The organism is Novosphingobium umbonatum (assembly GCF_004005905.1).
GTDB lineage: Bacteria > Pseudomonadota > Alphaproteobacteria > Sphingomonadales > Sphingomonadaceae > Novosphingobium > Novosphingobium umbonatum.
The window spans coordinates 254181-266891 of sequence record NZ_SACO01000003.1; the positions used below are offsets into that span (position 1 = coordinate 254181).

Here is a 12711-nt window from a genome sequence, read left to right on the forward strand (position 1 = left end):
ACCCGACGGAAACAGGGCCGAAGGGGAAATCGATGGGAGAGACTGCCGAAAGTAACCAGTTTTAACATTAAAGGGGCTAGATCGATGGGGACCACCGTCAAGACCACAAGTGCCGCAAACGGAACCACCCAATGGCGTAACGGCCTGCTCTGCACCGCTGCGGCAGCCGTGCTTGGCGCGGTCATTGCTGCGCCTGCACAGGCTGCTGCCGCAGATCCCGCTGCCGATGCGGCCGCTGCCGAACCTGCTGGCGATATCGTCGTCACCGGCTCGCGCATTGTGAAGGATGGTTTCTCGGCCCCCACGCCGGTCAATGTGCTCTCCTCGCTGGACATCAAGGCGCAGGCGCCCGCCAACCTCTCCAACTTCGTCAACCAGCTGCCCGCCGTGACGCAGGGCTCCACCTCGGCCAACTCCTCGGGCAGCCTGTCCAACGGTCTGGCCGGTATCAACAGCGTCAACCTGCGCGGCCTTGGCGCCTCGCGCACGCTGGTGCTGGTGGATGGTCAGCGTTCGGTGGCCAGCGCCACCAATGGCGTGGTGGACGTGAACACCGTGCCGCAGGATCTGGTGGAACGCGTCGAAGTGGTCACCGGCGGCGCTTCGGCGCAATATGGTTCGGACGCGGTTGGCGGTGTGGTCAACTTCATCCTGAACAAGAAGTACAAGGGCTTCAAGCTCACCGCCGACCACGGCATCTCCACCTATGGCGATGCGCGCAACTATCGCATCAGCGGTTCGGCGGGCCTGTCCCTGATGGATGACCGCCTGCATGTGTTGATCAACGGCGAATATGCAAAGCAGGATGGCGTTTCCACCATCGCGCGCAGCTGGAACAATTCCGGCTATTTCATGGTCGCCAACCCCAACACCGCCGCTGGCCAGCCCAGCTGGATCAACGGCAGCGGCATTGGCCCCTCCACCTACACCGCTGGCGGCCTGATCACCGCCTCGACCAACAGCTCGCTGGTCGGCAAATATTTCATGGGCGCAGGGCAAGTCGGTACGCTGACCTATGGCGCCAAGAGCAGCTCGGGCTATATGGTCGGTGGCGATTACCAGACCACGCTGGCGGGCCATCTGGGCACCAACTCGCTGATGCCCGATGAAGCGCGTTTCAGCGGTTTTGGCCGCGTTGGTTTCGACCTGACCAATCGCATCGAACTCTTCGCGCAACTGGGCTGGAACCGCTACATCGGTGAAAGCTATTACCAGCAGACCCCCAGCACCGGCGTGATGATCAAGGGCGACAATGCCTATCTGCAGTCGCTCTATCCCACCATTGCCTCGGCTCTGGGCAATAGCTCGGCCAATTCCATCACCATCGGCACCAGCAATGCCGGTTTCCCCGTGCCCGGCAGCCATAACACCCGCGACGTGACGCGTGTCGTGCTGGGTTCAAAGGGCAGCTTTGATGCCTTTGGCCGCGAATGGAAATTCGACGCCTATTTCCAGCATGGCGAAACCAAGACCCACGAACAGTTGGTCAACACCTGGCAGACCGAGCGTATGGCGCTGGCGCAGGATGCGGTTTACGCGCCTGCTGGCAACACGGCGGGCATTGCGGCGGGCACCATCGTTTGCCGTTCGACGCTGACCAACCCCACCAATGGCTGCGTTCCGATCAACCGTCTGGGCACCACCGGCCCTTCGGCTGCCTCGCTTGCCTATATCTATGGCAACCAGCCCTGGCGTGACCAGACGCTCAAGCAGGATGTGGCCGCCGCCTCGCTCAGCGGTGATCTGTTCACTCTGCCCGGTGGCACCGCCGCCTTTGCCTTTGGTGGCGAATGGCGCCGTGAAAGCGTCAGCGGCTATGTGCCTGACGAATTCCAGCCCATCAAGAACGCCAATGGCACCACCACCTCGCGCTGGCTCTATGGCAACTATCTGCCCAACAGCGGCAAGATCAACGTGAAGGAAGCCTTCCTCGAACTCGATCTGCCGGTGGTCAAGGGCGTCAATGTCAACCTTGCCGCACGCGGCACCGATTATTCGACCAGCGGCAGCGTGCTGACCTATAAGGGCGGCGCGACGTGGCAGGTCAATTCGCTGCTGAAGCTGCGCGGCACTTACTCGCGTGATATTCGTGCGCCCAACCTGTCGGAACTGTTCGCCGCCCCCACCGCGCGCACCAACACGGTGGTGTTGCCCGCTGGCATTGCCGGTATCTCTGGCGTTACCGCCGGTTCGGCAGGCTTTGTGGAAAGCACGATCGGCAATGCCGCTCTGAAGCCGGAAAAGGCCAACACCTGGACCATGGGCGGCGTGCTGACGCCGGACTTCCTGCCCGGTTTCACCGCCAGCTTTGACTATTACGATATCAAGATCAAGGACGCCATCGGATCGGTCACCGCGCAAAACACGGTCGATTTCTGCGCCAGCGGCCAGGCCGCCTATTGCTCCAATCTGGTGTTCAGCGGTTCGACCCTGCAGTCGATCGTGATCCAGCCCTTCAACTTTGCCAGCCAGCATGCGAAGGGCTTTGACATCGAAGCCAGCTATCGCACGCCCTTGTCGAAGGTGAGCGCCAACCTGCCCGGCACGTTGACCATTCGGGGCACCACCACGCATTACATCGCCAACGTGGTCGACAACAAGATCTTCCCGATCGACTATGCCGGCGTGAATGGTGGCAGCCTGTCGGGTGGTTTCAGCTCGCCCAACTGGGTCTATCGCATCAGCGCCTTCTATGAAGTGGGCGCGGCCAATTTCAACCTCGTCTATCGCGGCTTCTCGGACGGTGTCTACGGCAACGATTATATCGAATGCACCAGCTCCTGCCCGACCTCGTCCACGCAATATCGCACGATCAACAACAACAAGATCAAGGGCATCAGCTACATCGACGCCTCGGTCCAGTTCAAGATCAAGAGCAAGCTGGCCAAGGATATGAGCCTGACCTTTGTGGTCAACAATCTGATGAACAAGGACCCTGTGTTGATCGGCAATGGCCCGACCGGCAACAATGTCCCCGCCTATGCCCAGACCAACCGCAGCATCTATGACACGATTGGTCGCACTTTCCGCATTTCGGCCAAGGCCGCCTTCTGATCGAGAGAGGATTACACCCATGCTACGGATGAAACATGCCGCATTGGCCCTGATGGCCTCTGCCGCCTTTGCCCAAGCCCCCATGGCCCATGCCGCCGCAGCCCCCAAGCTGAAGGCGGAGGCCGTGGCCGGTGTGGAGGCCCAGAAAAAGGCCATTCAGGTGATGGTCGACACCGTGTTCAGCTATTCCGAACCGGGCTTTCAGGAAGTGCGGACCTCGGCCTATCTGACCGATATTCTGGAAAAGAACGGCTTCAAGGTAACCCGTGGCGTCGCGGGCATTCCCACCGCCTTTACCGCCACTTGGGGCGAAGGCGGCCCCGTGCTGGCCTTGGGCAGCGACATTGACGACCTGCTCGGCCTGTCGCAGACCCCCGGCCTGCCCTATATCAAACCGATGGTCGAAGGCGCACCGGGCCATGGCGAAGGCCATAACTCCGGCATGCCGCTGGTGGTGGCAGCCGCCATCGCCGCCAAGCAGGTGATGGAAAAGAACCACATCCCCGGCCGCCTGATGATCTGGCCCGGCGTGGCCGAGGAATTGCTGGCCACCAAGGCCTATTATGTGCGCGCGGGCCTGTTCAAGGATGTGGATCTCTGCATCTTCACCCATGTCAGCTCCGACTTCGGCACCGCCTATGGCGATCTGGGCCAGAATGGCATGGTCAGCGTCGAATATAGCTTCAAGGGCAAGACGGCCCATGCCGGTGGCATGCCTTGGGAAGGCAAGAGCGCGCTGGATGCCGTGGAAGTGATGGACACGGCATGGAATTTCCGCCGCGAACATCTGCCGCTGACCCAGCGTTCGCATTATGTGATCACCAATGGCGGCGGCCAGCCCAACATCGTGCCCGACAATGCCAGCGTATGGTATTATTTCCGCGACCGCACTTTCGGGGCGGTGCGTAACCTCTACACCATCGGCAATGAAATCGCCGAGGGCGCGGCCAAGGCCACCGGCACGACGGTCACCTCCAAGATCCTTGGCTATGCCGCGCCCAATTTCGGCAACAAGCCGCTTGCCGAAGCCGCCTATGCCAATATCAAGGCAGTAGGCATGCCCAAGTGGAGCGCCGACGATCAAGCCTTTGCCAAAGCGGTGCAGACCATCAACAAGCGCAACATCAAGCCCCTGCCCGATACGGTTGGCCCGCTAGTGCCGCCGGAACAGCGCAGCAATTCGATGGGCGGCGGATCGGATGACATTGGCGATATCATGTGGACGGTGCCGACCATCACCATCCGCTATCCGGCCAATGTGCCCAACCTGATCGGCCACCACGTCCTGTCGGCGATGGCGATGGCGACACCTATCGCGCATAAGGGTGTGGAAGCGGGCGCCAAGGCCTTGGCCATGACCATTCTGGACGTGATGACCACGCCCAAATTGGTCAGCGATGCCAAGACCTATTTCAACGATGTGCAGTTGAAGACGGACAAATATGACCCGATTTTGGGTCCGGTCCCCGCCACTTGGCTGAACGAGAAAACCATGAAGGAATTCCGTCCTGCCATGGAAAAATATTATTACGATGCAACCAAATACCCGACTTACCTAGACCAGTTGGGGATCAAATATCCCACGCTGGAAGAACCCAAGAAGTAAGGCGATGTGAAAGGGGGCGGGCCGCGCAAGGCTCGCCCCCTTATCACCTTAGGGCCGGATCTGGCGGCGAATATCGCGCCAGGACACCAGTTTGAAATTCTGCGCATGGGGAGCATTGTTGCCATCCTGCGCCACAAACAGGCCGCCCTTGTAACGGCGACCGAAAGACCCTCGCGCTGCGGCAATGCCATCGGTATCCGATGTCGCCCCGAACCGCCCCGCCGCAATGCGGAAGCGACCAGCAGGCTTCACATCGGGCAAGGTATAGAGCGCATAGGCATTATCGCCCTGACTGGAGGCGATCAGCCAGCCCCCCTTCTTGCCCTTGGGCAGAATGGCCAGCCCTTCCACATCGGCCACCAATTGCCCGCCATCGACAGCGGCCACCAGCTTGCCCTGTGTGGCGCCATTGGGGCGCGCATCAAAGGCCCAGATGCCACGATCCTCCTCACCCACAAACAAGGTCTGCGTACGATGATCCACCACGCAGCCCTCGCTCTGGGTTTCCAGCTTCATCTGGCGCAGGATCGTGCCCTGTGCGGCATGGCGGCGCGCGGTTACCCCCACTTGCACCACCGTGCCATCCTTCAACACCGAATAGGCCTGCACCAGCCCGCCCACGCGGCCAAGGCAAATGCCGTAAGCCTCGCCAGCCCCGCCATCCACCGTGCCGATCGGGCGCAGCTTGGCGCGCTGCGTATCCAGCCAATAGAGCCGGATCTGCGCATGGGCCTTGTCATTGCGGTCACTGGCGGCCACCAACACCCGCCCGCGCCCCAGTTCGATCAGGTCCACATTGTTGAGGCGGCCATCGCGCGAGAAGTCCCGCACGCGCCCATCCAGACCATAGACGTAGAGTCCAGCCTGCTTGTCCGTCGCCACGATCAGGCTGCGGCGCGGATGGGCTGCATTGCGCCAGATGGCCGGATCATCGGCGGCATCCTTGGCCGCCGTGCCCACCGGCACCGTTTCCCCGCGCGCCTTCACCTCGGCGGTGTGGGGAGCAGCGCCAGCAAGTGCCAGCGCCGCCCATATTCCCATGCCCAGCATCAGAAGTTCACCCGAATGCCACCGCTAAACCGGCGGCCAAAGCGTTCCCATTCAATGGTGTTCTGCTTGGAGAAACCGGTGGGCACGCCCTTGGCCGTCAACAGGCCACCGGCGTCGATAAAGCGACGACCAGGCTGGTTGATCAGGTTCGACGCATCGAAATAGACCGATACATTCTTGGTGATCGCATAGCGGGCCGAGAAGTCCAGCTCGTCATCGGCATCCCAATAGGTATCGCCGCCCGGCTCGGTGAAGCCATCGGCAATTTCATCCAGCCACATCGAGCGATACTGATATTGCAGGCGCAGCGTCAGGCCATATTTCTCGTAATAACCGCCAAGATTATAGACCATGTCCGAGGTGTTGGGCAGACGCACCTTGCGGGCGGCAAAGCCGTCGCTGGCGGGCTTGGTCACCGAACTGTCGTTCAGCATCATATTGGCGTTCAGACCAAAACCGCCCATCCATTCGGGCAGACCCGCCTTTTGCACCCAAGGCTCAAGGCTTTGCTGCACGGCCAGTTCAAGGCCCATCAGATGGCCGTTCCCCGCATTGTTGATGCCGGTGTAGGTGTAGTTCGAACGGTCAATGCCATTGCTGTCCAGCGCATGCGAACCGAACACGCGGCTCGACTTATACAGCACATCGCTGACCTTCTTGTAATAAAGCCCCGCCGAGATGAAGCCGCTGGGGCGCATATACCATTCGAAATAGGCGTCCACGCCCATGGCGCGTTCCGGCTTGATCGAGGGGTTGCCGCCCGAAATGGCGGTGTTGCTGTCATTGACCACCACATTGGGGCGCATCTGGTCATAGTCGGCACGGGCCGCGCCGGTGCTGAAGGTCAGACGCAGCTTCTTGGTCTGGTCGACGTTATAATTGAAGTGAACGCTGGGGAAGGCCATCAACTGGCTGGAACCGGAATTGACCGTGGTGGAAACGCTGTTGATCGTGCCCAGCGCGCTGCCGTGGTTCTTGATCTTTTCCAGACGCACACCGGCCAGAATGCTGCCCCAGTCATAGCGCAGGGTACCCATCAGGAAACCGGCGTAAACCTGTTCGCGCACCGTGTAATCATTGGCCGAATTGGCGGTGCGGGCATAAAGCTCACGCGCCTTGGCGGCGACGGCGCGCATCTTGGCCGTGTCGAAATAGCGGAAAGTATAGCCCATCTTGATCTTGCCCATAAAGGCCTGATCCAGCGAGAAATCCTGATAGCTGGTGGGAATGCCCAGTGCCGCCAGATTGGTCGAACCCGTCACCGAGATCGCCCATTCATCCGCCGTCTTGGTGCGCTGGTCGAACTGCAGACCAGCCTTCAACGTCAGATTGCCGCCAAGGAATTCGGCCTGCTTCGACAGCACAGCCTTGGCGGTATAGGCCTTGGTGGTGTCCACCGCGTCCAGCAGGCTGAAGGACGTGGCCGATTTGGCAAAGCTGTCGATTGCCACCACCTGCGCGCCATTGGACAGGGTGCTGCCCGACACGGTGGTGTTATACAGGGTCAGCATCGACAGGCCGGGATTGGTGAAATCATAGGCCACGGTTGGACGCGCCGAAATGGTGCTGGGGCTTTCCCATGCGATTTCGCCCACCACGCTGCGATCATCCTTGCTGACCGTGTAATTGCCCAGCCAGTTCAGCTTCCAACCGCCATCAAACTCATGCGTGCCTTCCAGCGTGTTGGTGAAGATCGACTGTTTATAGGCGCGCAAAGTGTTGCGCTGGCGGATATCGATGCCGCGCACGGTACCCGCGTAGGTGGTGTTGCCCGAGCAGACATCGGCATAGCCTGAAGTGGTATAGCTGCTCTTCACCGAGGTGTCGCAGGCGGCAGTGCCAGCGACTTGCGAACTCTGCTTGTCGTCAAGGTCGAAGCGGTAATTGTCGCGCGCCTCGTCATCGCTGAAAATCGTGTAGATGCTGCGAACCGAGATCGTGTTGCGGTCGTTGGGCTTATAATCCACGCGGCCCGAAACCGACCAGTTCTTGCGGGTCAGACGATAGAGCTTGTTCTCGGTTTCCGAAACCCATTGGCGGCGTTCGTAACCGGGGCGGGTGTCCTGCGAGACGACCTCATAGTCATTCTCGAAATTGTCGGTGACCATGTTGCGTTCGTAATAGCTGCCCGAGAGCAACACGCCCAACTCGCCCCCGCCCACGTCAAAGCGGTCGGACAGGACCAGCGAGCTTTCATATTCGGGGCGCTTGCCATATTCCTGCTGGCCATAGCCCAGCTTGCCATTCAGATGCTTACCCTTGAAATCAAAGGCCGAACGGGTGACGACATTGACATTGCCCGCCACGGTTTCGCCGGGCATTTCAGGGGTGATCGCCTTGTTGACGATGATCTTGCCCGCAATGGCCGAAGGCACCGAGTCAAAACGGCTGTCGCGGCCTTCGGGGCTGATGACATTCACGCCGTCAAAGGACAGGGTGGTCCATGTCTTGGGGCCACCACGCAAGCTGATATAGCGCGCCTGCCCCTGATCGCGCTCCACCGCTACGCCGGGCAGACGGCCGGTGGCCTGCGCAATATTCTGGTCGGGCAGGCGCCCCACGGCGTCCGATGCGGCCACGGTTACCAGCGAGTCCGACAGTTTCTGCACCTGCAAGGCTGCCGCTTCAGATTCCGCAATCGGCCGCGTGCCCAAGACGACGATCTGGTCCTTGGCCTCTTCCTCGGCAGCTATAGCAGCCGTGGCAAAGGGCAGGCTGGCCACCGAGGTGAGCAGGCACAGGCGAACAGGCCGCGCCGACTGGCGCAGCAAGGCGGAAAATGACATGGAATGGCCCCTGATATGTTTAAGTCGCCCGCCGCGCTTAGGGACCCTGCGTGGCATTTCCGCGAAAGTTCGATGACACTTCGATGAAATGCTGGCGCTATTGCACAAAATTATCATAAAGCCCATCAAGCGCAGGTCGGGGGACTAACGGCACCTCCACCGCCTGCTTGACGCCAGCATGGGTTTCAGGCTTCAGAACATAGCCACCTTACACAGGATATTCCGCCACCATGGCCCCCTCGCCCGCCCATTCCATCCCTGGCACCATGCTCTGCCTGGCCGATTACCAGCGCGAGGCGGCACAGCGGGTCGATCCTGCGATCTGGGCATGGCTAGAAGGGGCAAGCGGCAGCGGCATGGCACGCCAACGCGAACAGGCCAGCTTTGCCCGCCATGCCATCCTGCCCCGCGTCTTGGCACCGGTGGCGCATGGTTCCACCCGCCTGCGCCTTTTGGGTCAGGATTTGGCGCATCCGGTGCTGCTTGGGCCGGTGGGCTATCATCAATTGCTGCATCCACAGGGGGAACTGGCTACCGCCGCTGGGGCGCTGGAAACGGTGATGTGCCTGTCCACCATGTCCAGCGTGGCGGTGGAGCAAGTGGCCACGCGGGCGCAGGGTCCCTTGTGGTTTCAACTCTATTGGCAAGCCCGCCGCGAGGATACGCTGACGCTTGTCCGCCGTGCCGAAGCGGCGGGCGCAAGGGCGCTGGTGCTGACGCTGGACACTTTGGCGCAACCGGCCAGCCATCACGCCATCCGCAGCGGTTTTGCCCTGCCGCCGCATATTTCCGCTGTCCATCTGCGAGACATTCCACCAGCTCCCACCATCGCGGGCCATTGGTATCACCCCGCACTGGCTGGCCTTGCCGCTGCCGCGCCGGTGCTGGAGGACTTGCACTGGCTGCGCAGCCAGACCGACCTGCCGCTGATCGCCAAGGGTGTTTGCCATACGGGTGATGCACAGGCCATCATGCAGGCGGGCTTTGCCGGCCTAGTTATCTCCACCCATGGCGGCCGCGCATTGGATGAAGCCCCCGCCCCCTTGGCGTTGCTGCCCGCTATGCGCGCTGCCTTGGGTGGCGACGCGGTCATCCTGATCGACGGCAGCATCCGTAGCGGTGGCGATGTGTTCAAGGCGCTGGCGCTGGGCGCGGATGCGGTGCTGTTGGGCCGCCCGCAATTGCATGCCTTGGCCGTGGCGGGCAGCCTTGGCGTGGCCCATATGCTCAAATTGCTACGCGAGGAGTTGGAGCTGACCATGGCTTTGGCCGGATGCACCAGCCTTGCCGATATTACCCCCGCCTGCCTGATCCCTGCGTAAGAAAGCGCCCCATGCTGACCATCATTGAAAAGCTGTTCACGCCGCAAGAAGTGGCATCCATGCGCGAAAGCCTGCTGGCCGCAGAATGGCAGGACGGCGCGGCGACGGCGGGCTCACGCTCGATCACCGTGAAGCAAAACCTGCAAATCCCCACCGACAGCCCGCTGGGGCAGGAATTGGGCGCAGAAATTCTGCGCCGGTTGCGCGCCCATCCGCTGTTTGTCTCGGCGGCTCTGCCCCATTCCATCCATCCGGCCAAGTTCAACCTCTACAAGGATGGCGGGCATTACGGATTGCACGTCGATGCGGCGCTGATGACTGCACCTTCGGGCAATCTGATGCGGACCGATCTGTCGGCCACCCTGTTCCTCAACGATCCGCAGGAATACGAAGGGGGCGAACTGACAATCGAAACTCCCTTTGGAAATCAGGCGGTAAAGCTGCCCGCTGGCGATCTGGTCCTGTATCCGGCCAACAGCCTGCATCAGGTTACACCGGTGACCAAAGGCTATAGACTGGCCTCTTTCTTCTGGATGCAAAGCCTTGTTCCCGATGAAGGAGAACGGACATTGCTGTTCGATCTGGACCAAACCATCCAGTCCCTGGCGGCGCAACATATGGAAAATGGCGCCGCAACCAAGGATGCCCAAGTAGACAGGCTGGGCTTCATCTATCACAACCTGTTGCGCCGATGGACAAAACTGTAAAAACCAAGTCGCAATCGATTGGCGCGACCAATGATGGCACCCTAAATTTACGGTTCATTTCATCCTAAGACTACCTAGGGCTTGCTACGTCAAGTAACACAGACGGGGCAGTAATGCCTTGTGTTGCATAAGCCTCCCCGAAGTCGGTGGGGGACAATGGGATCGCCTCCACATCCGACATTGATGACGGAGATGGAAGGCATGGCGCTCGTCAAGAAAGACCAAGTAAGCAGCCCCGCACCGAACAAGGGCATGCTGGCCAGCAAGGCATTGTCGGAGCGCAAGTCTGCACCGCCTGCCGCCAAGGATACCGGTGGCGCAGCCGCCAACCGCGAAGCCGATGCCCGCAAGCGTCAGGCCCGCACCTATGCTCGCCAGCAACAGGCCGCCGAACGCATCTCGGCCGCCAGCACCGAATTGGCCGGCGGCGTGACCGAAGCCTCCGAGGCGCTGGACCTGCTGCAATCGGCCATGACGCAAATCTCGGCCGGTGCAGAAGAAGCCTCCAGCGCCTCGCAGCAATCCTTGCGTAATGTGACGGCCATCAGCGGATTGATCCGTGAAAGCCGCCGCGCCGCGGACGGTTCGCTGGACCGTACCGCCGCGCTGCAAAAGCTGCTGGAGGAAAATCGCCTGCAGATTGCCGCCTCGGTGCGCGCACTGGAAACCGCCTCGGAACGTCAGACCGGCTCGGTCAAGACCGTGACCGATCTGGAGGCGCAGGCAGCCAATATTGGCGACATTGTGAAGGCCGTGGCCCGCATCGCCGACCAGACCAATCTGCTCGCGCTGAACGCCGCCATCGAGGCCGCGCGTGCCGGTGAACATGGCAAGGGCTTTGCCGTGGTGGCCGATGAAGTGCGCACGCTGGCCGAAACCAGCGAGAAGAGCGCCACCGAAATCCAGTCGCTGGTTGGCCAGATCCAGAGCGAGGTCAAGGTCATCGCCGAAGGCATCCTTTCTTCGGCAGAAGCCGCGCGTCAGGAAGCCCAGAAGGGCGGCGAAGTGACCGCCCAGATGATCGAATTGCGCACCGACATGGAAGCGATCATGGAAGTCACCCGCGAGGTGGCCCGCCTGAGCGAGGAGTCCGAAGTCGCCATCATCGAGGCGCAAAAGGGTTCCGAAGCTATTTCCAGCGCTGCTGCCGAGCAATCGGCGGCTTGTGAGGAAGTGCTGGCCACGCTGGAGCAGCAGAGCCATGCCCTGCGCGAGAGCGACATCACGGCGCAAAATCTGGCCGAAATTGCCGAGGATATGAAAAACTCGACCGACGTGCGTAAAAGCGCGGAGGATGTGGCTTCGGCGGCTGAGGAACTCTCCTCTGCCGTGGAAGAAATCAACCGTTCGGCCAGCCAGATTTTGGTGGCGATCGAACAGATCTCCAACGGCGCGCAGGCTTCCGCCGCCGCTGCCAACCAGTCGAGCGCAGCCGTGGAACAGATCCGCAAGGGTGCTGAACGCTCCTCGCATGCGGCAGGTTCGGGTCTGGAGCGGGGGCAGGCCGTATCCACGCTGATCGCCCAGAGCCGCGCTTCGGTGGACGAAATGATCACCGGCGTGGCGGAATCGGTCGATAACAATGCCGTTCTGCGCAATCAGGTAACGCAGCTGGCGCAGGTTTCGGGCCGTATCGACAAGATCGTCGAAGCGATCACCACCGTTGGCATCAAGACCAATATGCTGGCGGTCAATGGCTCAGTCGAAGCCGCGCGTGCTGGGGAATTCGGCCAAGGCTTTGCCGTGGTGTCCAATGACATCCGCAATCTGGCCGAGGAATCCTCGGAAAATGCCGACCGGATCAAGGATCTGGTCAAGACCATTCAGGAGCAGATCAGCAATGTCGCCCGCGATCTGGACGACATCAGCCGTTCGGCGCTGGCCGAAGTGGAAAAGAACAAGGTCATCACCGCCGATCTGGCCCGCGTAACCGAAGAAATGGCGGAAGTGCTGGCCGGCAACCGTTCGATCCAGAAGGCTTCGGATGAAATGCTGCGCCAGATCAGCGAGGTGCAAACCGGCATCAACCAGATCTCTGCCGCCGCCACGCAGGCCGATCAGGCCACCGTGCAGGCCGCCAGCGCCGCCAAGCAGCAGAGCCAGGGCGCCGAGGAACTGGCCTCCGCAATCGAGGAAATCGCTTCGATGGCTGACGAGCTGCAGTCGAACGCCTGATAGGGCACCCA

General features: G+C 61.0%; 7 protein-coding genes. 5 read left to right on the top strand and 2 right to left on the bottom strand.

Annotated elements, in window-relative coordinates; genetic code table 11:
• Positions 1-84: 84 nt before the first annotated feature.
• Complete coding sequence (locus EOE18_RS05680) at positions 85-3054, top strand: TonB-dependent receptor plug domain-containing protein (RefSeq protein WP_127707095.1); 2970 nt, start codon at positions 85-87, stop codon at positions 3052-3054.
• Between the two features lie 28 nt (positions 3055-3082).
• Positions 3083-4660 carry an amidohydrolase gene (locus EOE18_RS05685; protein WP_127707438.1) on the top strand — a complete coding sequence of 526 codons (1578 nt, stop codon included), beginning with the start codon at positions 3083-3085 and terminating at the stop codon, positions 4658-4660.
• Positions 4661-4708: 48 nt separating this feature from the next.
• On the opposite strand, the gene EOE18_RS05690 is transcribed toward EOE18_RS05685, so the two are convergent.
• Together EOE18_RS05690 and EOE18_RS05695 are read right to left on the bottom strand one after the other, a co-directional pair.
• Complete coding sequence (locus tag EOE18_RS05690) at positions 4709-5710, bottom strand: phytase (RefSeq protein WP_127707097.1); 1002 nt, start codon at positions 5708-5710, stop codon at positions 4709-4711.
• The gene (locus tag EOE18_RS05695) at positions 5710-8496 is read right to left on the bottom strand and encodes a TonB-dependent receptor (RefSeq protein ID WP_127707099.1); all 2787 of its coding nucleotides are present in this window, start codon (positions 8494-8496) and stop codon (positions 5710-5712) included. Before EOE18_RS05695 ends, EOE18_RS05690 begins: the two co-directional genes overlap by 1 nt.
• A gap of 230 nt (positions 8497-8726) precedes the next feature.
• Between EOE18_RS05695 and EOE18_RS05700 the strand changes: the two genes are divergently transcribed.
• The 3 genes from EOE18_RS05700 (at position 8727) to EOE18_RS05710 (ending at position 12700) form a co-directional block, all read left to right on the top strand.
• Positions 8727-9818, top strand: a complete 1092-nt coding sequence (locus EOE18_RS05700) for an alpha-hydroxy acid oxidase (protein WP_127707101.1) — start codon at positions 8727-8729, stop codon at positions 9816-9818.
• A gap of 11 nt (positions 9819-9829) precedes the next feature.
• Entirely contained in the window at positions 9830-10525 is a 696-nt protein-coding gene (locus EOE18_RS05705) for a Fe2+-dependent dioxygenase (RefSeq protein WP_127707103.1), read from the top strand.
• A 201-nt stretch (positions 10526-10726) separates the two neighbouring features.
• Positions 10727-12700, top strand: a complete 1974-nt coding sequence (locus EOE18_RS05710; protein ID WP_127707105.1) for a methyl-accepting chemotaxis protein — start codon at positions 10727-10729, stop codon at positions 12698-12700.
• Positions 12701-12711 lie beyond the last annotated feature (11 nt).

Excerpts from the sequence above, each read along its gene's own strand:
- EOE18_RS05690 (WP_127707097.1), bottom strand. The coding sequence starts at position 5,710 with ATGCTGGGCATGGGAATATGGGCGGCGCTGGCACTTGCTGGCGCTGCT.
- EOE18_RS05705 (WP_127707103.1), top strand. The coding sequence starts at position 9,830 with ATGCTGACCATCATTGAAAAGCTGTTCACGCCGCAAGAAGTGGCATCC.
- EOE18_RS05695 (WP_127707099.1), bottom strand. The coding sequence starts at position 8,496 with ATGTCATTTTCCGCCTTGCTGCGCCAGTCGGCGCGGCCTGTTCGCCTG.
- EOE18_RS05710 (WP_127707105.1), top strand. The coding sequence starts at position 10,727 with ATGGCGCTCGTCAAGAAAGACCAAGTAAGCAGCCCCGCACCGAACAAG.
- EOE18_RS05685 (WP_127707438.1), top strand. The coding sequence starts at position 3,083 with ATGAAACATGCCGCATTGGCCCTGATGGCCTCTGCCGCCTTTGCCCAA.
- EOE18_RS05700 (WP_127707101.1), top strand. The coding sequence starts at position 8,727 with ATGGCCCCCTCGCCCGCCCATTCCATCCCTGGCACCATGCTCTGCCTG.
- EOE18_RS05680 (WP_127707095.1), top strand. The coding sequence starts at position 85 with ATGGGGACCACCGTCAAGACCACAAGTGCCGCAAACGGAACCACCCAA.